At 41.5% G+C, this 20904-nt stretch carries 18 protein-coding genes and 2 rRNA genes (1 of these 20 cut by a window edge); 11 read left to right on the top strand and 9 right to left on the bottom strand.

Features of this window, described 5'->3' with window-relative positions; translation table 11 throughout:
• Together GDK41_RS18165 and rrf are read left to right on the top strand one after the other, a co-directional pair.
• Window positions 1-1563, top strand: a 23S ribosomal RNA gene (locus GDK41_RS18165); it begins 1322 nt to the left of the window's first position.
• A 191-nt stretch (window positions 1564-1754) separates the two neighbouring features.
• Window positions 1755-1869, top strand: a 5S ribosomal RNA gene (rrf, locus tag GDK41_RS18160).
• Window positions 1870-1875: 6 nt separating this feature from the next.
• On the opposite strand, the gene GDK41_RS18155 is transcribed toward rrf, so the two are convergent.
• The 5 genes from GDK41_RS18155 to GDK41_RS18135 form a co-directional block, all read right to left on the bottom strand.
• Window positions 1876-2109, bottom strand: a complete 234-nt coding sequence (locus GDK41_RS18155) for a hypothetical protein (protein WP_152087889.1) — start codon at window positions 2107-2109, stop codon at window positions 1876-1878.
• A gap of 124 nt (window positions 2110-2233) precedes the next feature.
• The gene (locus tag GDK41_RS18150; RefSeq protein ID WP_152087888.1) at window positions 2234-2629 is read right to left on the bottom strand and encodes a hypothetical protein; all 396 of its coding nucleotides are present in this window, start codon (window positions 2627-2629) and stop codon (window positions 2234-2236) included.
• 93 nt (window positions 2630-2722) lie between these two features.
• Window positions 2723-3097, bottom strand: a complete 375-nt coding sequence (locus GDK41_RS18145) for a hypothetical protein (protein WP_152087887.1) — start codon at window positions 3095-3097, stop codon at window positions 2723-2725.
• 92 nt (window positions 3098-3189) lie between these two features.
• A complete protein-coding gene (locus tag GDK41_RS18140) occupies window positions 3190-3828 on the bottom strand; it encodes a 2OG-Fe(II) oxygenase (protein ID WP_152087886.1) in 639 nt (212 codons plus the stop codon).
• A 69-nt stretch (window positions 3829-3897) separates the two neighbouring features.
• Entirely contained in the window at window positions 3898-4392 is a 495-nt protein-coding gene (locus GDK41_RS18135) for a low molecular weight protein-tyrosine-phosphatase (protein ID WP_197739506.1), read from the bottom strand.
• 396 nt (window positions 4393-4788) lie between these two features.
• Here GDK41_RS18135 and GDK41_RS18130 point away from each other — a divergent pair, with 396 nt between their 5' ends.
• The 6 genes from GDK41_RS18130 (at window position 4789) to GDK41_RS18105 (ending at window position 14162) form a co-directional block, all read left to right on the top strand.
• A complete protein-coding gene (locus tag GDK41_RS18130; protein ID WP_172971677.1) occupies window positions 4789-8676 on the top strand; it encodes a two-component regulator propeller domain-containing protein in 3888 nt (1295 codons plus the stop codon).
• A gap of 80 nt (window positions 8677-8756) precedes the next feature.
• Window positions 8757-9461 carry a hypothetical protein gene (locus GDK41_RS18125; protein ID WP_152087884.1) on the top strand — a complete coding sequence of 235 codons (705 nt, stop codon included), beginning with the start codon at window positions 8757-8759 and terminating at the stop codon, window positions 9459-9461.
• A 45-nt stretch (window positions 9462-9506) separates the two neighbouring features.
• Window positions 9507-10421: a DUF4350 domain-containing protein gene (locus GDK41_RS18120; RefSeq protein WP_152087883.1), complete on the top strand. Its 915-nt coding sequence runs from the start codon at window positions 9507-9509 to the stop codon at window positions 10419-10421.
• A 296-nt stretch (window positions 10422-10717) separates the two neighbouring features.
• A complete protein-coding gene (locus GDK41_RS18115) occupies window positions 10718-12526 on the top strand; it encodes a PAS domain-containing sensor histidine kinase (RefSeq protein ID WP_232056610.1) in 1809 nt (602 codons plus the stop codon).
• 9 nt (window positions 12527-12535) lie between these two features.
• A complete protein-coding gene (locus tag GDK41_RS18110) occupies window positions 12536-12865 on the top strand; it encodes a response regulator (RefSeq protein WP_152087882.1) in 330 nt (109 codons plus the stop codon).
• A 115-nt stretch (window positions 12866-12980) separates the two neighbouring features.
• Window positions 12981-14162: an EAL domain-containing response regulator gene (locus GDK41_RS18105; protein WP_152087881.1), complete on the top strand. Its 1182-nt coding sequence runs from the start codon at window positions 12981-12983 to the stop codon at window positions 14160-14162.
• 137 nt (window positions 14163-14299) lie between these two features.
• Here GDK41_RS18105 and hmpA read toward each other — a convergent pair whose 3' ends face one another.
• From hmpA to GDK41_RS18090, 3 genes are read right to left on the bottom strand one after another with little or no spacing between them, the layout of a single operon-like run.
• Window positions 14300-15463 carry an NO-inducible flavohemoprotein gene (gene hmpA, locus GDK41_RS18100; RefSeq protein ID WP_152087880.1) on the bottom strand — a complete coding sequence of 388 codons (1164 nt, stop codon included), beginning with the start codon at window positions 15461-15463 and terminating at the stop codon, window positions 14300-14302.
• A gap of 19 nt (window positions 15464-15482) precedes the next feature.
• Entirely contained in the window at window positions 15483-16700 is a 1218-nt protein-coding gene (locus GDK41_RS18095) for an NnrS family protein (RefSeq protein ID WP_152087879.1), read from the bottom strand.
• Window positions 16700-16924: a hypothetical protein gene (locus tag GDK41_RS18090; RefSeq protein WP_152087878.1), complete on the bottom strand. Its 225-nt coding sequence runs from the start codon at window positions 16922-16924 to the stop codon at window positions 16700-16702. Before GDK41_RS18090 ends, GDK41_RS18095 begins: the two co-directional genes overlap by 1 nt.
• Before the next feature lie 160 nt (window positions 16925-17084).
• Here GDK41_RS18090 and norR point away from each other — a divergent pair, with 160 nt between their 5' ends.
• From norR to bfr (GDK41_RS18075), 3 genes are all read left to right on the top strand, one after another.
• A complete protein-coding gene (norR, locus tag GDK41_RS18085; RefSeq protein ID WP_152087877.1) occupies window positions 17085-18647 on the top strand; it encodes a nitric oxide reductase transcriptional regulator NorR in 1563 nt (520 codons plus the stop codon).
• 244 nt (window positions 18648-18891) lie between these two features.
• Window positions 18892-19362: a bacterioferritin gene (gene bfr, locus GDK41_RS18080; RefSeq protein ID WP_152087876.1), complete on the top strand. Its 471-nt coding sequence runs from the start codon at window positions 18892-18894 to the stop codon at window positions 19360-19362.
• Between the two features lie 3 nt (window positions 19363-19365).
• Complete coding sequence (gene bfr, locus GDK41_RS18075; protein ID WP_152087875.1) at window positions 19366-19851, top strand: bacterioferritin; 486 nt, start codon at window positions 19366-19368, stop codon at window positions 19849-19851.
• Window positions 19852-19962: 111 nt separating this feature from the next.
• Here the strand turns inward: bfr (GDK41_RS18075) and bla are convergent, their stop codons facing one another.
• Entirely contained in the window at window positions 19963-20676 is a 714-nt protein-coding gene (bla, locus tag GDK41_RS18070; protein WP_152087874.1) for a subclass B1 metallo-beta-lactamase, read from the bottom strand.
• Window positions 20677-20904 lie beyond the last annotated feature (228 nt).

Below are 20904 nucleotides of genomic sequence, written 5' to 3'. Positions count from 1 at the left end.
AGTCGACCCCTAAGGCGAGGCTGAAGAGCGTAGTCGATGGGAAACGGGTTAATATTCCCGTACTTGGAATAATTGCGATGGGGGGACGGAGCAGGCTAAGTAAGCATGGCGTTGGTTGTCCATGTGAAAGTGTGTAGGCTGGCGACTTAGGAAAATCCGGGTTGCTAAGGCTGAGACACGAGACGAGCCACTACGGTGGTGAAGTTACTGATGCCCTACTTCCAGGAAAAGCCTCTAAGCTTCAGATTATTTCGAATCGTACCCCAAACCGACACAGGTGGTCAGGTAGAGAATACTAAGGCGCTTGAGAGAACTCGGGTGAAGGAACTAGGCAAAATCGTACCGTAACTTCGGGAGAAGGTACGCTGACATTAGGTGAAGAGCTTCGCGCTTGGAGCTGAAGTCAGCCGCAGTGACCAGGTGGCTGGGACTGTTTATTAAAAACACAGCACTGTGCAAAATCGTAAGATGACGTATACGGTGTGACACCTGCCCGGTGCCGGAAGGTTAATTGATGGGGTTAGACTTAGGTCGAAGCTCTTGATCGAAGCCCCGGTAAACGGCGGCCGTAACTATAACGGTCCTAAGGTAGCGAAATTCCTTGTCGGGTAAGTTCCGACCTGCACGAATGGTGTAACCATGGCCACGCTGTCTCCACCCGAGACTCAGTGAAATTGAAATCGCAGTGAAGATGCTGTGTACCCGCGGCTAGACGGAAAGACCCCGTGAACCTTTACTACAGCTTGGCACTGAACATTGACCCTACATGTGTAGGATAGGTGGGAGGCTTTGAAGCACAGACGCTAGTTTGTGTGGAGCCGACCTTGAAATACCACCCTTGTAGTGTTGATGTTCTAACTTAGGTCCCTTATCGGGATTGAGGACAGTGCCTGGTGGGTAGTTTGACTGGGGCGGTCTCCTCCCAAAGAGTAACGGAGGAGCACGAAGGTTGGCTAAGTACGGTCGGACATCGTACGGTTAGTGTAATGGTAGAAGCCAGCTTAACTGCGAGACAGACACGTCGAGCAGGTACGAAAGTAGGTCATAGTGATCCGGTGGTTCTGAATGGAAGGGCCATCGCTCAACGGATAAAAGGTACTCCGGGGATAACAGGCTGATACCGCCCAAGAGTTCATATCGACGGCGGTGTTTGGCACCTCGATGTCGGCTCATCACATCCTGGGGCTGAAGTCGGTCCCAAGGGTATGGCTGTTCGCCATTTAAAGTGGTACGCGAGCTGGGTTTAGAACGTCGTGAGACAGTTCGGTCCCTATCTGCCGTGGGCGTTTGAGAATTGAGAGGGGCTGCTCCTAGTACGAGAGGACCGGAGTGGACGAACCGCTGGTGTTCGGGTTGTGATGCCAATTGCATTGCCCGGTAGCTACGTTCGGAATCGATAACCGCTGAAAGCATCTAAGCGGGAAGCGAGCCTCGAGATGAGTTCTCACTTTAACTTTAAGTTAACTGAAGGGCCGTTGAAGACTACAACGTTGATAGGCTGGGTGTGGAAGCATGGTGACATGTTAAGCTAACCAGTACTAATTACCCGTGAGGCTTAACCATACAACGCCAAAGTGGTTTTGCACGTTAGAAGTTAGTATTACTAGAGTAGTGTTTTACGAATTATCAGAATTTCCGAATTTAAGAATTAAACAAGGTGAGCGACGAAGCGGTATCGCGAAATTGATTCACCTTGCGCAAATGGAATGCTCGTGCGATGCACGATGTCATTAAACATTTGCACTAAGAATTTGCTTGGTGAACATAGCGTTTTGGAACCACCTGACCCCATGCCGAACTCAGAAGTGAAACGAAACAGCGTCGATGATAGTGTGGCAGCTGCCATGTGAAAGTAGAACATCGCCAAGCACCTAATTAAAGAAAGCCCGATTCGAAAGAGTCGGGCTTTTTTGCGTTTGGGGTTTGTAGGTTGTGATAAGCGCAGCGCCATCCAACATTGAGGCGAGCCCCTTGGCATTCTACAAACTGGCCCACTTTACCTTGCGCAAAATGCGCAAAAGGAATGTCATCGCTTCGCGCTGTGCCATTAAACTTTTTCACTGTAGCCGAAGGGTCGGCCCCGGTCGATGATAGTGTGGCAGCTGCCATGCGGAAGTAGCGACTACTTCGTAGGAGCCAAGCACCTAATAAAGAATGCCCGACTCGAAATAGTCGTGCTTTTTTTTGCGTTTATTGGTTGTGATAAGCACAGCGCCATCCGATATTATACCAATTAATTAATGCAACTGTTATTAGAACAGTATTGCCGCTCTATCTCGCTAAGGTCACTTTTGGCAGTATTTTGCATGATTGTTTGCTGGTTTTTTCTCTTTTGTAATTGGCAATCATGTATTCTTTGCTGCCAATGTTCAGTATTTTTGGAAGCGGCGGCAGCAGTTGCAACGAGTAAACTTGCTGCACCAACGTACATGTTATTGTCAGTAAGAACTGGGCAAGTATCGGTACAGCTGCGGCGCTGATTATTTTCGGCTTTGAGCATTTCGACATCCAATACCGTTTTTATTGCATAGATCTGACACTCTTCATCAAAGTAGCGGATATCTTTAGCAACGAACATACAACCGTTTATAAATAGGGGGATTGAACAACATAGATATATGTTTTTCATGGTCCGTATCCTTGGTATGAAGATGGTTATAGCTGATATTCTGCAGTATAAAATATTTGGCGTTAAGATAAGATTTTTGGCTAATTTATATGTCTAGCCGCGTTCAATATCACTTGTTTCTGTTGGATTAGCCTGTTGCTGATGCCTAGTTTTTGGTTGTTTGTCACGCGTGATTTGTTCTTGTTCTTTGCAATCACTTCTGTTTTCTTTCCAGTGAACAATATTCTTTACTACCACAATACTTCCCGAGACCACTAAACTAGCTGCGCTCACTAGTCCCGCAGAAGCTAACATCACCGAGCAGGTGTGATCATGACAGTCTTGTAGCCGAACAGCGGTCTTAGTATCTAAGACCGATTTTTTATTAAATGTTTGGCATTGTTCGTTAAAGTAAGTAATTTCTTTTGGTACGAAAATGCAGCCAGATACTAATGTTAATAGTGAACTTGCCAGCAAAACCCTAGTCATGATTGTTCCTTGTCTTGTGAACCATTAGGAATATTAGGCTTTGCTGTCAAAGTGTTAAAGTAAAAAAGTGTAATTAATTGATAGGTACAACTTTACTGGGGTGGGTCAATATGCCCACCAACACTCGTGTTTACTCTAAACCAGCCTGCAATTGAATAACGAGCCTTTTTAGCAGGTAATACTTCATGTGGAAATTCATCGCTTAAAAAAGTAACTAGCGTGCCAAAGTTTGGTGTGACTATTTGTAACACCTTGCTGTGGTCATTGGGGTCGTATAGAGCCAATTCTCCACCGTCAGAGCTTTGCCAGTCAGGGTTCAAATACAAGACAGTAGAGAGAATGCGGTTTGTTTCTCCTTTAAATGCATCTAAATGTTTTTTGTAAAAGGCGCCCGGTTCATAGTGAGCAAAATGACATTCATAGCTGAATAATCCTAAAAACAAACGGCGATTTAGGTAAATTTTTAAATCTTGCATGTACGATAAAAATAAGGCTTCTTGTGCATTATTTGTGTCTAGCCAATGGATCTTATCGCGACGAATTTGCGAGTTTTTCATGTGCTCTTCTTGACGACCAATGCCAGCTTTATAAAAATCTTGCTGCGATAAATGCGCTAGTCGTTCTGTAAGCGTCAATAAAGCCGGCTCGTTTAAATCTAAGCTTTGTATACTTACGCCATGCACTTGTAAATCAAGTGCTATTTGCTCAAATAAATTTGTGGATGTTGCCAATGAAGTAGCTCAAAAACTAGGGTCGCTATTTTTACCACAAGCCTCCCCATCTGGCGAGAAAATTCGGTGTTATTTGTTATCTTTTTGCAGCTGTTTGATTAAGCCATTTGACGCTTCTTCAATCAAGTCTAGTACCAGTTCAAAACCATCTCCTTCACCATAATAAGGGTCTGGAATTTCGCGATAATTACTGCTGCCAAACTCTAAAAATAATTTTATTTTATGTTGATATTGCTCGGGGCACAGTGCCACTAAATCAGCGAAGTTTGCTTTGTCTGCGGCTAAAATTAAATCAAAATGCTCAAAGTCTTGTGGCTTTACTTGGCGTGCTTGCATGCCATCAAAGCAGTAACCACGCTTTTTACCGGCAGCAGCACTTCGCCTATCGGGAGCATTACCTTGGTGGTAGGCTATCGTGCCCGCCGAGTCAACTTCAATATGCTTTAGTCCCGCTTTGGTTAGTTTATGTTTTAGTACAGCTTCTCCTGTCGGAGACCTGCAAATGTTACCCATGCATACCACGAGAATATTTTGAATTTGTTCAAGTACTGGGGTATTACTCATTATACTAAGCCTAAGTTCATATATTTTAGTAAGTTAACATATCAATTCTAGCAACATCAATGATACATCAGAGCTTTTTAATTGCAGCATGCGTTTATGAAGCAATAGCAGGTTATTACAATAATATGCTCGGTAAGAGTTGGTAAAGTTGCCTTATTTGGCATGTGTATTCATTTAGCGCACGGGTATATCGTGCAGTTTTGCATCTGTACGCACCTGCACATGTTATTGGGTTGTTCAGAAATGACACTGTTTTTGCCCAGCGTGATTAACTATATAAGAGCTAAATGAATCATACCTACTCGAGTAATGGGGATAAAACCGTCTGTAATTGGTATTTCTAGCTGGGCTATTCTAGCTTTAAACAATGCGTTTTTATTTTCGACGAAGTTTCCAATGACGTTGATGTCTTACTTTTTCAATTCTAACCACCCTAGAGTTTGCCGCTTTATAAAATGGATAGCTTTGGTATTGTTTGCAGGTATAGGACTCACCTCAGCTCACGCCGTCTATGCTGCAGCAAACACTAAACCCCATGAGTCGACAAATCTATATGAACTAGCAGAGCTAATTTTTCAAACCGTAGGCGATGACAATGCCATTCCTAAAGGTGCCGTTACTTCTCTTGTTCAAGGTAGCAAAGGTTTCATATGGATAGGGACGCAGTTTGGACTTATCCGCTATGATGGCTATCGGTTTGAGCGTTATGAATATGATGCAGATCGAAAAGACTCAATTTCGGGGAATTTTATTGGGGCTTTATGGGCTGCGGATGATGGCAAAATATGGGTCGGCACCTATGCCGATGGCGTATCTGTATTCGACCCATCTACAAATACGTTTTCTCATTTCAAGCATAATGCTTCTGATATACAGAGCCTTTCAAACAACACGGTACGCGCGTTAACAGGCGATAACTTGGGCAATATATTTGTGGCTACGGATCAGGGGCTAAATCACATTAATGCAAAAACCAAAGTTGTTACTCGGTTAATCCAGGTTGCAGGGTGTGAGGTCCCTTTTAAATCTTTGCGTCTACGCTCTGTTTTGTTATCAGCAACCAAATCATTATGGGTTGGCGGCAAAACGGGTCTGTGCCGTATCACTTTACCACAAATGTTAGAGTTTGAAGCTGGGACACTCAACGGTGAAGCTGTTGAAGAATTAAATAATCAAAATGCGTATCGGTTATTTATGGCCAAAAATGGTGATGTTTGGGTGGGGACGACTGATCATGGTGTCGCTGTTATAAAAGCAAATACTAAAAAAGTGAAAAGAATCAACCATATTCCCGGTGATAGAAACACGCTGAGTCATCATTGGGTCAATAGTATTGCTCAGGTGAATGAGCATGAAATGTGGCTGGGCACACCAGGGGCGGGAGTGACAGTAGTGAGCGCTAATTCAGGCCGTGTTATAAGGCACATAAATCATGATCCGCTACTAGAAACCAGTATTAACTTAGACGCGACAAGTGCAATTTTGGTGGATAGGTCAGGATTAGTTTGGCTTGGTACATGGGGAGCAGGGCTTAATCGCTACAACCCTCACAATAGTGCATTGCGATTGTTTACAAAGAGTATAAATAAAGCGAATACACTAAGCCATGAGGATGTCCGCTGCTTTTTGGAGCTTGAAAATGGCCATATTTGGGTCGGTAACTCGCAAACGGGTATTGACATAATCGACCCTCAATTTGGTGTGATTGGCGGACTAAGGCCAAAACCAAACGACCCTAAAGGGCTTGGTGATGGGTTTGTTCGAACTATGGAAGAGGATAGAAATGGCAATATATGGGTTGGTACCGCCAATAAGGGGTTATATCGTTATAGCCTCGCAGATCAACGTTTTTACCACTATTCGAAAGAGGATGGGTTGCCAAGTGTCGCAGTAGTTTTTTTGCTGGAAACGCCAGAACAATTATTATGGATTGGTACGAGTGATGGGGTAGCGTTATTGGATTTGCGAACAAATACCCTGCGCTCTTTAAATCACATTACAGGTTATCAACTGTTAAATGGAAAGTCTGTGATGAGTATGGCTTACATGCCTGATGGAAACGTATGGGTTGGCACGCGCAATGGACTGTTTGTGATCTCGCAGCAAAACCAGGTTGTGTTAGAGGTTAGTAAGATTGCTGGCACTACAAGCTCCTTGTCTGGCAATTATGTCAGTAATTTACTCGTTGATAGCCAAAAACGATTATTGGTTGCTACATCACAAGGACTTGATAGGCTAATTACGTTTGATGGAAATACGGCTGAGTTTGAATCTATCGATAAGTTAGCTAGTCGACCCCCAAGAGCCGGAGGCGTGTTATTGGAGGACGAGCGGGGGCGACTATGGAACGGATATGGTTGGGTAAGCCCTAAAGACAAAAGTTGGCACGACATGACCACGGGTGATGATTGGAGAGTCGGCACTATTTGGACTGGCTCCTATGCAAAACTGCGAGATGGTACGCTATTGTTTGGGGGCACAAAGGGAATTGCAGTTGTGCGCCCGTCACTTTGGCAGGAATGGGAATATGCTCCCCCCATTGTTATAAGTGAATTGGAGGTAAATAACCAATTAATCCCCACTCCAGACGAACTCACGCTTTTTGCAAATACAAAAAGCTTTTCGTTTGAATTTGCAGCCTTAGATTACACATACCCGCAGAATAACGAGTACAAGTATATGCTGGAAGGCTTTGATGAGCATTGGATATTAGCTGACTCTAGCCGGCGCAGAATAACCTACACTCGATTGGATGCTGGTGACTATCGACTAAAAATTCAGGGCACAAACCGCGATGGCATATGGAGCAATAATGAAGAAAGCTTGTTAGTTGTTCAGCTTCCTGCCTGGTATGAAACACAGTGGTTTAAATTGATTATCGTCATTTTTTCAGCAACGCTTTTATATACCATATACTTGTGGAGAGTCAGAGGCTTACAAGCTCAAAAAGTTGCGCTAGATAACTTGGTTCAATCAAGAACGGCGAATATCTCAATGCTAAGTACCATTGGTCGCGAGATCACGTCGACTTTACAACTAGAGTCTGTGCTCGAAAGGGTCTATAAGCATGTTAATGAGTTAATGAATGCGCAAGTGTTTGTGGTGGGCATATTGGATCAAAAAAGGCAGGTTATAGCCTGTAAGCTTGCGATTGAAAGTGGCCAGCGCTTACCTGCATTTGAATATGAATTATATGACGAAGGAAGGCCTGCAGTATGGTGTGTAAAAAATAACAAGGCATTGATTGTTAATTGCTTTGAAGAGCTAAAATCTTACGTCGGTCAAGTGAATCCCCCTATAAGTGGTGCAAATACAGAGTCTATTATTTACTTGCCTCTGGTGATTAATAATGCTGTTATTGGCTGTGTGACCGTGCAAAGTTTTGATAAAAATGCATTTTCTGACAATGATGTACAAATGTTAAGAACAATTGCTAATTATACAGCTATTGCTTTAGCAAATGCTGACTCGGTTGAGAAACTGGCAAGTACATATCAAGAATTAAAAGAAGCGCATGAGCATTTGCAAAAAACACAACAGCAATTAATTGAACAAGAAAAGATGGCTGGTTTGGGTCGGTTGGTATCTGGTGTGGCACATGAGATAAATACCCCATTGGGTATCAGCATAACGGCAAGTTCACATGCTGCTAGGCAAGTGGAAGAATGTGAACAGCTACTCGCCGCGGCGAAACTGACAAAGCCTCAACTTACTTCTTTCATTAGTACACTCAAAGAAAGTTTACAGTTACAAGAGTCTAGTTTAGAACGCGCAGCTCAACTGGTTAAGAATTTTAAGCAGGTTGCGGTTGATCAGTCTGTAGAAGAGCTTGGAAGTGTTAATTTATCTGAATATTTAACTGATGTACTAATGAGTTTGCAACCAAAGTGGAAAAACACCAAAGTAGATGTATATACTGATTTTCCAGAAGAGGTACGATTAACGACATATGCCGGTGCGCTGGCACAGATTTTAACAAATCTTATTGACAATGCGTTACGTCACGGTTTTGATGAAGGGCGACTTGAAGGTAAAATTAACATTTCACTTGCGCTTTGCAGTGGCTGGGTAAAGTGGACTTTTTCAGACAGCGGTAAAGGCATGGATAGTGAAACGTTGAGCAAAGTATTTGAGCCTTTTTTTACAACTCATCGGGGCGCTGGAACAGGGCTCGGGATGCATATTGTTTACAATATTGTGACACAAAAACTTAAAGGCAAAATAGAGTGCGCGAGTGAACCTGGAAAAGGCTGCGTGTTTACCATAATGCTACCAGAGAGTTAAGGTTGCTAAATATATGATTACTATTTGCGATTAAAGTCTTTACACTAAAGCGCAAAAGAATAGCATCAAACCAAATATTTATGCGATTAAGTACCCTAGACTTATCACAAACAAAGCAGTGGTTAAGTGACGCACAACGATGTGAAATTAGTCATATTATTCAGTCGAGTTTTGCCAAGGTAGCACCACAGGAATATCTTGCTAAGTATTTTGATAATGCAGGGCCCTATCAAAGAAAGTTGCGGCTTTATTATCATCAAGAAAAGCTCGTAGGCTATTGTTTAATTACATTTAGTGATGAAAATAATATCACAGTGATCAGAGCCTCAGCCGCATTTTTAGCGCAATACCGCCAAGGTGGAAATACATTTGTTTTTTCATTAATTCAGAGCGTAAAAGCTTGGCTTAAGCGACCTTGGCGTAAGCACTATTATGCAGACACAATGCTCAGTCCTGCTATGTATAGAGCAATCGCTAAAAAAACCGCGATTATTTGGCCTCATTATGATAATCCTGCTCCAAAAGGTTTGTTTGAGCGTTTTAATTTTGCTGGTAAGGTGAGTTCGGCTAATGCACTTAGATGTTTGATTGGTGTATCACGAACCACTAACTATAGTGAGCAAGACTTGGTGTTGCTTAAAGCAAGTAAAAAGCAAGAAATCCAATATTATTGTCGTGTAAATCCTGATTTCGATAAGGGGACGGCGCTGTTCGTTATTATTCCGATAAGCTTTGTTCAAGTAGCGAAAACACTGATAAAAACTTTGCGTGTAGGTGTGCGGTAGTCTGAGTGCAGAGGCATTGTTTAAGGATAAACTCTAAGGATTGGTATGCAAATATTTTATTCGACTATTTTATTTTTTATGCTCCTAGTTGGTTTGACAAGCTGTGGCGGTGATAACTTTCCTCAACAGCCTGATCCAGACTTTAAACCAAAAAATACTTTTATGCGTTTTGAGAAGCAGCAAGCCCCTGTAGTCTTAGTTGATGAGGCACACCATAACTTTCATACTATCGATACTCGTTACAAAGCTTTTGCGCAAGTGTTAAAAAGCGATGGTTATCAGGTTAAACCAAATAAACAACGATTTAGTCAAAAAAGCCTCGCTAAAGGGGAAATTTTAGTTATCGCCAATGCCTTGCATGAAAGTAATAGTCGAAACTGGGATGGACCTTTTTTGAGTGCTTTTACGGCTGAAGAAGTGGATGCGGTGAGCACATGGGTAAATCAAGGCGGGGCATTGTTACTCATAGCTGATCACATACCATTTCCAAAAGCTGTAGATGAGCTTGCTAAAGCATTTGGCTTTGAATTTGCGAATGGGCATGTTCAACAGATGACATTTAGTAAAAGTAATAATATGTTAAATTATCACCCATTATTAGACAGTACAGCTCGAACAGGCAGAGTTACTCAAGTAAAAAGCTTAGGCGGAGATGCCTTTAAGGTTCCCAAAGCTGCTGTAAATCTAATGCAAGTGCCAGCAGGTATAATGGCGGTGTTACCTGATAGACCGTTTGCAGTAAATGACGAAACACCGCGGCTCCCAATCGAGGGCTGGTCGCAGGGCGCGGTGTTAAATGTAGGAAATGGTCGAGTAGCAGTATTTGCCGAGGCTAGCATGTTCACCTCTCAAGTCTATATGCCAACCGGTAAAAAGACAGGCTTAGTATCACCTGGGGCGGAGCAAAACGAACGCTTTTTACTTAATGTGATGCACTGGCTCGCAAACAAGGGTTCATAAAGCGCAGCTATGCGGTCGCTGAGTATGACATTATTCAAGAGCGAGCCTTCAAAATAAATTAACTCCCAGACAAGAAAAACTTAGCGTGAAAGCCTGTAGTTGAGCAAGAATTGGTTTGTTTATTTTTCAGTCATAATGGCAACACGATGCATCTGGGGAGTTACCAGATGCTTATAAAACGTACTTGATCAGACATAACATTTTGCTCTGTTCGTGATAGGTAGCGCTTCTTCGCTTGCTGCGCTTTTAACTTAGTCTAGACTTAGTTAAATACCCGCTTTTAAGAGACATAAACTTTGCAAAGCTTTGACTATCAGAGATTTTTTGAAATTTCGCTCGATATGCTCTGTATCGCCTCGACTGATGGGTATTTTTTAAAAGTAAATGCATCGTTCTGTGAGGCGCTAGGTTATTTGAATGAGGAATTGATAGGACATCGAGTTTTCGAGTTTATCCACGCTGACGACATAGAAAAGACACAAAACGAGCTGACTAATCTAGCCTGTGGCACTAAAGTCTTGAACTTTGAAAACCGATATAAGCACAAATCTGGTCATTACCTTACACTGGTTTGGCGTGCCCAACTTGATACAAACTCAAATGCAATTTTGGCATCAGCACAAAACATTACTGAAGAACTCATTCTTAATAACAGGTTAAGCCAAATAGAAAAGGCACTTAATCATTCAACTATCATGGCAGAGACTGATTGCAAGGGCCGTATCATAAATGTGAACGATAAGTTTTGTAAGATAAGTGGCTATACCAAAGAAGAGTTGCTGGGTAAAACACACGCTATAGTGAACTCTGGACACCATGATAGGGCGTTTTTCACTCAAATGTGGAAAACAATTAAGTCAAATAAAGTTTGGTCAGGACTTATAAAAAATAAAAAGAAAAGTGGTGAATACTACTTTGTGCAAACCATCATCACACCCATCACCGATCATCAAGGTTGTATTAAAAGCTATTTAGCTATCCGACAGGATATTACCCAAAGTATTGAGTTTGAATCTGAAATATCAAGAATACTAAAAATACTTAACGCCACTAGTTCAATTGCAAAAATAGGCGGGTGGGAGCTTGATGTGCGAACAGGTGAATTAACTTGGACCGATGAAACGTTCAAAATATTAGAGTTTTCAAAAAAAGCCGGGCAAAAACCCATATTGCCTGAAGGACTTGAACTTTTTACTTCAGAGTATAAGCCAGTTATAGAGCGCGCAGTGGCACGAGCGATAGAGTTTGGCGAGCCTTATGACTTAGAGGTTAAAGCATTAACCGCGAAAGGAAATGAGCGTTGGGTACACACCACTGGGCATGCAAATGTTCATGAGGGTAAAGTGGTGTCGTTGTCTGGCACTATTCAAGATATCGACGAAAAAAAGAAGATTGAATATAAATATAAGCTTGAAAAACAAAACAGTATACAACAATCAAAATTAGCTTCCCTTGGTGAGCTTGCGGCAAGCATGGCGCATGAAATTAATAACCCGCTAGGTATTATCTCTGGAAATACGGAGTTGCTTCTGCTCACCGAGGAACTATCACAAAAAGGTCGCAACAAGTTAGATGTGATTTTTGAGTCTTGTGAGCGTATCACGCACATGGTTAAAAACTTGAAGCGTTTTTCAAGAAAAGAGAACGACACGACCAAAAAACACTGCGACTTGGCTCAAATCATTAATAACTCGGTTGCTATGGCTATGCCGAGGTTGAAGCGAGAGCAAGTTGTTTTACGCTTTTACAAACTTGAAGAATGTATCATTGAATGTTTAGAGTTTGAAATTGAACAAGTTTTTTTAAATCTTATTAATAATGCGATAGACGCGATTAGTCGTTTGGAACAACGGTTTATTGAAATAAGTATGTATGTTCAAGACGAGTTTATTCTATGTAGAGTGCTAGACGCTGGCTGTGGCATTAACAAAAGTGAAAGAGATAAAATATTTGAGCCATTTTATACTTCTAAACCGGTTGATGTTGGTACGGGTTTAGGTTTGTCAATCGTAAAAAACATACTTTCTGAGCATAACGCAAAGATTGAGTATGATGCTAGCTGTACAAATACGTGCTTTGTTCTTAAATTTCCCAAATGTCCTTAGGGAGCGGTTGTGATTATTTATTATTTAGATGATGAGGTTGCGTTATGCGAGCTCTTTGATGAGTTTATGAGTGGTGAGGGTGTAAATGTGTCGACATTTAATGATGCGCAATCATTGATAATAGCTTGTCAAAATACCCAGCCTGATCTTGTTGTTTTAGATTACCGGTTGACTGAAACAACGGGAGATAAAGTTGCGGCAAAGTTAGATAGTGAAATTTGTAAAGTATTAGTAACGGGAGAGCTGGACCTACCGAGATGTGATTTGTTCACACAAATCATTACTAAGCCTTATAAATTAAGCGACTTGAAAGGAAAGCTTATGCAAATGATGGAGTAGCTTTTTGTCATTTAAATATAAAAGCTATGGTCCCCTTGCAGTATATCTGTAGTTCTTCCATATTTTATAGTGGCATAAGTGAATAAAAAAAATACTGACTCTAAGAGAGGCTTAAATGATGCTTAAACGGATAATCGTTATTGATGATGAGCCACATTATAGAGAACTAATTAAAGAATTCTCGAGTTTGATTTCCGTTGAGTGTATGTCATTTGCACAATGGAGCGACGAAATTATTGAATACGCAGATAAGAACACACTACTTTTTTTAGATATTCATATGCCAAATCAAGATGGCATAGACACTTTGATGGAGTTAAATAGGCTTCGTATTGAAGCGGGTGTTGTCATTTTGTCTGGTGCAGAAGAGGGAGTCGTCGCGTCGGTAATGAAACTAGGTGAAGTAATGCACTTAACAATGTTGGGGCAACTGAATAAGCCTTTTTCAATTCAGCGTTTTAAAGAAAAAGTAGCTGCATTTCAAGCGGACAAGAGAAAGTACGCCGACACACAACTAAAGTTGGGTGCGCTGGAAATAACAGAGCAAGAACTAACGGAGTTTTTTGAAAAAGGGTGGTTTTATCCTGTATATCAGCCTCAGATAGCGCCCAAAACTCAAACAATTTTTGGTGTAGAGTGCTTGGCAAGGTTAGATCATCCAGACCTTGGTCCAATATCCCCTTTGTCGTTTATCGATGATTTGATAAGACTAGAGTTAATTGACCAGTTTACTTTGTTGCTGATAGAAAAAGCATTAACTGAACTGGGTCCTTATCTCAAAAAAAATAGGCATGTTGCTATTTCTTTTAATGTATCTGCCATGTCACTTAACCGCACCTTTACGTCTAACACTATTAATCTATGTCAAGAATTAGGTGTGTCTTCGGGGCAAATAACCATAGAGATAACAGAAACAAAAGCTATCACATTGTCAGAAGAGGCGCTGTACTCGGTATCTAAACTTAGGGCTGCAAAGTTCAATCTATCTGTTGATGACTTTGGTACGGGTCATTCAACGATGATGCAATTGCACGAGTTACCTTTTAACGAATTAAAAATAGACCGCTCTTTTATAAGCAAGATTACGCTCAGTAGTGCGGCTTTAAAAATAGTAGAAGCGACCATAAAAATGGCACAGAGCTTATCATTTAATGTGGTTGTTGAAGGTATTGAGACCCAAACGCAGTTAGACTTGGTTTCTGCGCTCGGTAATTGTTATGTGCAGGGCTACATTTATTCAAAGCCAATACCAGCGCAAGAATTCGTTGAGTTTTCAAACGCCTTGCAAGGGCTGTAAGCAAAGTGAATTTCTTTTTGCGAAATTAAAACTTGCTCAATTATAGGCTCAAAGCTCAGCTTTGAATAAACACTTCCCCCCTTACTTTTGGTGCTTTCACTCGTAACAGCTCGCTATTACGAGTGAAAGCAGTTTAGTTATAGAGTTTCGTGCGGGCCAAACACTTCATAAATGATTTGTGTTGGTGCCACGCCGAGATTAATTAGCTGCTGTTTTATGTTCGCCATAAAAGGAGTTGGGCCGCAAAGATAAAACTCGCCTTGTTCAAGTGGCAGCAACAGGTCACTTTGGTCAAGCTGAATACGACCTTGTTTATTTGTAGTATTTTCCTGTTCATACCAAACCTCTTGGCTAAGATTGAGATGTTGTTTGCATTTGATATCTATGGCGTCTTTAAAACTATGTTCATTTTTATTAATACATGCATGTATGAACAATAGCTTGCGGCTGTTTTGGCAGATAAGAGCCCGCTCTAACATTGCCATCATTGGGGTTATGCCAACACCGGCGCTAATAAAAACTTTATCCTTGGGGTTGTCTCGCAATACAAAATCGCCGGCCGGTGGGTATAGCTCCACTAAATCACCGATGTGTAACTGATGTAGGTGCTCTGAAACTAAACCCTGCTTCTTAACACTAATGCGGTAATGGCCTGCTTTTGGTGATTGCGATAAAGAATATTGACGGATTTGCATGTAGTCACAGTGTGTAGGTTTTATGCTTAGCGCTATAAACTGACCAGCCTGATAGCTTGCAATAGCATTGCCATCACAAGGTGTTAGATAGAAGCTTTTAACATTGGCAGATTCTTGCACTATATCGGTGATTTTAAATGCACGTTTACCTCGCCAGCCGCCAACTTGTTGCTGCGCATGTACGTAGAGTCCTTCTTCTTGAGTGATAAACATATCAGCAAGTAGCGCATAGGCTTCGCGCCATGCTTGCTCTATATCAGGTGTAAACTCCTGAGGTGCCAACTCTTTGAGTGTTTCAATCAAATGATGACCGACAATATCATAGTGCTGAGCTTGAATGTTCAAGCTCATATGCTTGTGATTAATACGGCTAATGGCGTCTTGCAGTACTGATGGATTATCAATGTGTGTCGCATAAGCTGCAATAGCATTAAACAAAGCAAAGTGTTGCTTGCCAGTTTGCTGGTTTGTCATGTTGAAAATGTGTTTAAGCTCAGGGTTATGAGAAAACAAACGTGCGTAAAAATGTTCTGTCACGGCTGTGCCAGCCCCACTCAATAGTGGAATAGTGCTCTTTACTAAAGAAATAGTGCGCTCAGATAACATAAAAGCTCCAAAATAATAATTAACCACGACGACCGTCAACGCGCTTTTGCGTTAAGACGGTAAAGTAGTGATATATAAATAAACTAAAACCTACACACCAAAATGCTGCGCTATAAAGCCAAGCTAGATGAGGGCTGATAAAACCGGGTAAAAACGCTCGACATAGCGCAGCTAAGGTGACGGCAATAAATGCGATATTGATTGTTATCGGTACACTTAAAGGCCTCCCTGTATGGCCCAAAGATACACGGGCCATCATTGCCATAATGGTAAGCCCGATGCCACCAAGCGTTATCAAGTGCAATGCATCATTAAAGTAGATGCGAGCTGTGAAAAAGCTGCTGGCCAAAAGCGCTAAACCCAAGGCGCTCAATGCATAACCTAAATGAAGAGACCACAGCAGCGGAACTGAGAAAATGCGTAATTGGAACCAAAAAATACTACGCGTTAAGTGTATAAATGCGGCTAGAGCGAGCAGATAACCGGGGTTGAGAGGCAGCTTAAAAACCTGGCTCAATACAAAACCACTCGTGCCGAGTATGCTCGTGCAAAGTAGCAAGCGGTCTAGATTGGGCGTGCGTACTTGCCCAACAAGCCCAAGGCCTCGAGTGGTAAAAAAGGGAATAACGCGACCACCAACAATGCCTATGAGCAACATAAACAAAAGAACCGCAACGTGGGTAAAGCTGCGCGCAAGCTCAAAATCAGTTTTCACTAAAGTAACGAAAAACAAGAGGTTGAATGTGCACAGAGCGCAGAGTATCGCAATAAAAATATAATTGCTTTTAGACTTGGCTCGAAGCAGCATACTACTCAAATAAATGATTGCTATCAGCCAAAATACAGTTTGGCCGCTAAGCACCAAAGCGAGCTTGCCAGGGTATGCAAAGAATACATAGCGTGTGGTTATCCAAATACAGGACAATAACGCAAGCTTATAACCGCTTACGCTTTGGACATTAGTCCAGTTTTGTGCTGCAGTGAGTAAAAAGCCAACAGCCACGGCCCCTGCAAAACCAAATATCATCTCGTGCGCATGCCAAAGAGTTGCTGGGATTGAGCTATTCCAACCAAGCTTACCTGTTAAAATGCCTACCCAAAGTGCGATGCTGATCACTGCCCAAATAGCCGCGGCAATAAACATGGGCCTAAATGCGAGCATAAATATTGGCCATTGTTTAACGTGGTACCAAAGCGATTGTTTAGAAATAGGTTCAACAAGATCAATAGGGCGCATTACTTTACCTCTATACCGAGTTGATATTGGCAAACGCAGCGAATAACGTAGCTAAGTTTGAACAAACCTGCGGTTATGATACTGCCTATATGAAATGCAATTTGAGAAGGTAAACTAAAGTGCGTAGCCAAAGGGTAGCTGGCAATTACCATGACAGTAAAACTGACAACAAAAAATCCTAAAGCCATATTTGCGATTTTTAAAAGCCTAATTTGGGGTTGCATAGTGAGCCTCAACAACAGGTTATAATCACTCCTGTACAGCACTCTTCATGCCAATCTTAATGCTTATAAAAATCAATGGTTTAAAATAAGCTGGTTGCAGATTGAGTCATAATGACCTAATCTTGTTCTATTCATAATTAAACAGTTGTGTCATTTAGACTTGAAGCCACAAACTCTCTCTCAATTACTTACGTTAAGTGTCACGCTAACCCGAGCCCAACCTTCTGACTTGTCTCACACTGTAAACGGGTTTTACAGCACCGTAATACAAGCTATCAAAGCGTGCATAAATGCTGATGCAGTTGCTTTGCTACTCAATCAAACCGGTACGCTTGTGCCTGTTGCAATAGAGGGATTAACCAAAGATACTTTAGGTCGGCGCTTTGAACTGAGTGCACACCCTCGTTTAGCTGCAATTTGTGGCTCTGCAGGCTCAATGCGTTTTGATGAGTATTGTGATTTGCCAGACCCCTATGACGGTTTATTGCTGGCCAACGATGGTGATTTACATGTGCATTCATGCATGGGTTTGGCGTTATTTAATGAGCAAGCATTAATGGCTGTAATTACGCTAGATAGCCTGACACCAGGCAGTTTTGCAAAGTATAGCGAGTCGTTTTTGCAGCATGTCAACGATATTGTTACCGAGCAATTAAAGTGTGTTTTATACAATGAACAACTTTTGCGTAAGGCACAGCATGGTTATGCACTTGTATCAGAATTAAGTCAGGCCACACATGATATGGTGGGGCAAAGTGCACCAATGCAATCACTCAATAATGACATACACCTTGTAGCAAGTTCTGATTTTAGTGTGCTTATACAAGGTGAGACGGGGACAGGCAAAGAATTAGTCGCGCGCAATATTCACAAACATTCTCGTCGAGCCGATCAGGCTTTTGTTCAGGTAAATTGCGCATCGCTTGCAGAAAGTCTGGCGGAGAGCGAGTTTTTTGGTCATCGAAAGGGGGCGTTTACGGGGGCAGATAAAAACCGTGAAGGGAAGTTTATGCTAGCTGATGGAGGGACGATTTTTTTAGATGAAGTTGGTGAGTTGCCTCTTAGTATCCAGAGTAAGTTATTACGTGTACTACAAAATGGGGAGATCCAACCTGTAGGAGCAGATCAAACTGAGCTAGTAAATGTCAGAGTTATCGCGGCAACAAATCGCGATTTAGAGCATGAGATTGTGCAAGGACGTTTTAGAGCAGATCTCTATCATCGCTTAAGTGTATACCCAATTTTCGTGCCGCCCTTAAATGCTCGCCGTGATGATATTTTGTTGTTAGCGGGTTTTTTTGTTGAGAAAGTTCGCAAAAAGCTAGCGTTAAAGCAGTTGACCCTAAGCAATAAACTCGAGCAGGTTTTGTTAGAGTATGACTGGCCAGGAAATATAAGAGAGCTTGAGCATGTGATCAGCCGCAGCGCATTGCGAGCCAAACAAGCGCAGTGGCCAGCAGATATTATTACGATAGAGCCCGAGTATTGTGAGTTACAAAGTACAACTTTATCTACAATTACCAGTAAGCCGGATGATAAAACGTTGTTTGAGGAAAAACCTTTAAAGCAAGCTGTTGATGACTTTCAGCGAGTAAGAATAATTGCCGCCTTAGAAAAAAACAACTTAAACTGGTCTGCAGCAGCACGTCAACTGCAGCTAGATAGAGCAAATTTAGTGCGCCTAGCAAAACGGTTAAATATCCAAGTCAAAAAATATGTATAAGCATTTTGATAATAGGGGAAGGTTGATAAGTTGCGTGATGGTGGCTTTCTGACTAGCCTGTAAAAAACTGCGAAAAAGCATTGTAACTACAACTGTAATTCACAATGTGAATCACTCTCAATAATGTTATAAGTCGTTTATTTTAAAAGAATATATTAAATATCTATTTAGTGCTAATCAGTCTTGCACCTAGGTGAATTTGTACTAGGGTTAGAGGGCGTGTGTATGTATTTTAGGGGGCCCCATGCAGGGTAACAAGCAAGTACTGAATGTACTAAACAGGATACTGACTTTAGAGTTAACCTCGATCAACCAATATTTTTTGCATGCTCGCATGTATAAAAATTGGGGGTTAGAAGAGCTTAATGAAAAAGCCTACAAAAAGTCTATCAAAGACATGAAACAAGCCGATGACCTGATAGAGCGCATTTTGTTTTTAGAAGGGTTGCCCAATTTGCAGCACCTAGAGAAGCTGCGCATAGGTGAACAAACCGAAGAGATGCTTAGTTGTGACTTGGCGTTTGAGATGGAGCAAATACCTGAGCTCAAATCTGCCATTGCTTTGTGTGAGCAAGAGCAAGACTTTATTAGCCGTGAGCTACTCGAAGGCATTTTAGAGTATGAAGAAGAGTATGTTGATTGGATTGAAGCGCAGCAATTTTTAATAAATCATACTGGCATCGAAAATTATCTGCAGTCGCAGATTGAGGGGTAACTCATGCAAGGCAATCAAAAGATAATCGATTTGCTCAACCAGCAACTAACATTAGAGCTTACATCAATGGACCAGTATTTAGCGCACTCTAAAATGTATGAGGACTGGGGAATTGGTAAACTAGGTCACAAATTGGCGCATGAATATGACGAAGAGCTTGACCACGCTAAAAACATTATTGAGCGAATTTTATTTTTAGAAGGTAAACCGGATACAGCATCTCGGGCGCCAATTAACGTGGGTGATAATGTGCAGCAAATGCTAGAAAATGACTTAGCTGCTGAAATGACCGTGGCTGCTAGTTTAAAAAACATCATCGCTGAGTGTGAGAAAGCACAGGATTACGTAACGCGAGAGATGCTTGAAAAGTTATTAGACGACACGGAAATGGATCATATTTATTGGTTAGAGCAGCATCTAGGATTGATTAAGCTAATCGGCTTGCCAAACTATATCCAAAGTCAGATGGGTGATGGTTCGCCGCAGTAATAGAAATGATGAATGTAAAAAGTACCTTTGTATGGTTTGCACCATACAATCCCAAGCAGCCGAATTACGGCTGCTTTTTCTTTATTATTGACAATTAATTACAGAACATTATCAGTGAGTGTTCGTTGCCAGTTGCGCAGTATGTTTGAGTAACTCAATACCACCTAGCTTTCCATGACCTGGCACTACTTGCTTAATGTTAGGGTACTTGGTCAATAAGTGGGTTATAGACTCTGGCCATTGTTTGACATTGGCATCAGCGAGGTTCCCTAAATTTTTACTATCGAGGCTTTTAACAAAGCAGCCACCAAATAACAGCTTCTGATTTGGTAACCAAACAACGATGTTATCTGTTGTATGGCCAGCCCCCGGGTAAAACACCTCTATTTGTTGATTAGCTAGGGAGTAGTGTGGCTCTGTAATTGAATGGCTCGACTGCATACGTTTATGCTTGCTAAGCAACTGGTTGGTCAACTGATTGGCGTAGGTGGGTATGCCATTGCGCGTCAAGTACGCAATACCGTTACTGGCATCTTGATGGTAATGACTAATAATAGCTGCTTTAGGCGTTAAGTTTTTTGCCCTTAACCATTTAACCAGTTGTTCGGTACCTTCTTCAGTCCATGGCGTATCGATAATGTAAGCCTCGTTTTTATCAATCATCACTAAACCATTGGTAGCAACCATCCCCCAGGGTTTGATTTCTTGGTAAGAAGTATGTTGATAAACCTGATCATTGATTATCTGTATGTCGATTTTTGCTGCTTTACTGTGAGTTGAACCTAGAATAGCGATTAGCAGAGCAAGCAAGACTCGTGTATGCATCAGTGAAACCTATATAAAAACGTTATCTTATACCAATTTTATTAATACATTGATCATTCTAGCGAGCTAAATAACTCATTAACTGCGTTAAATATTTCTCATGTAGAATAACTACATAGCGAAATATTTGCCTTGTTACTAAGCCATTTATCTGTCGCAATATCTGATCACCAATTTAATGCAATTGGTATTATTTAAACGGATATGAACGAAAGATGTATGTTTAGC

The sequence above is a fragment of the Pseudoalteromonas sp. A25 genome (assembly GCF_009176705.1).
In the GTDB taxonomy this organism is placed as follows: Bacteria; Pseudomonadota; Gammaproteobacteria; order Enterobacterales; family Alteromonadaceae; genus Pseudoalteromonas.
This window is presented reverse-complemented; position numbering and strand designations above follow the sequence as displayed.

Coding starts and splice junctions, on each gene's coding strand:
- GDK41_RS18155 (WP_152087889.1), bottom strand. CDS start 2,109: ATGGCAGCTGCCACACTATCATCGACCGGGGCCGACCCTTCGGCTACA.
- GDK41_RS18150 (WP_152087888.1), bottom strand. CDS start 2,629: ATGAAAAACATATATCTATGTTGTTCAATCCCCCTATTTATAAACGGT.
- GDK41_RS18145 (WP_152087887.1), bottom strand. CDS start 3,097: ATGACTAGGGTTTTGCTGGCAAGTTCACTATTAACATTAGTATCTGGC.
- GDK41_RS18135 (WP_197739506.1), bottom strand. CDS start 4,392: ATGAGTAATACCCCAGTACTTGAACAAATTCAAAATATTCTCGTGGTA.
- GDK41_RS18130 (WP_172971677.1), top strand. CDS start 4,789: ATGACGTTGATGTCTTACTTTTTCAATTCTAACCACCCTAGAGTTTGC.
- GDK41_RS18125 (WP_152087884.1), top strand. CDS start 8,757: ATGCGATTAAGTACCCTAGACTTATCACAAACAAAGCAGTGGTTAAGT.
- GDK41_RS18120 (WP_152087883.1), top strand. CDS start 9,507: ATGCAAATATTTTATTCGACTATTTTATTTTTTATGCTCCTAGTTGGT.
- GDK41_RS18105 (WP_152087881.1), top strand. CDS start 12,981: ATGATGCTTAAACGGATAATCGTTATTGATGATGAGCCACATTATAGA.
- hmpA (WP_152087880.1), bottom strand. CDS start 15,463: ATGTTATCTGAGCGCACTATTTCTTTAGTAAAGAGCACTATTCCACTA.
- GDK41_RS18095 (WP_152087879.1), bottom strand. CDS start 16,700: ATGCGCCCTATTGATCTTGTTGAACCTATTTCTAAACAATCGCTTTGG.
- GDK41_RS18090 (WP_152087878.1), bottom strand. CDS start 16,924: ATGCAACCCCAAATTAGGCTTTTAAAAATCGCAAATATGGCTTTAGGA.
- bfr (WP_152087876.1), top strand. CDS start 18,892: ATGCAGGGTAACAAGCAAGTACTGAATGTACTAAACAGGATACTGACT.
- bfr (WP_152087875.1), top strand. CDS start 19,366: ATGCAAGGCAATCAAAAGATAATCGATTTGCTCAACCAGCAACTAACA.
- bla (WP_152087874.1), bottom strand. CDS start 20,676: ATGCATACACGAGTCTTGCTTGCTCTGCTAATCGCTATTCTAGGTTCA.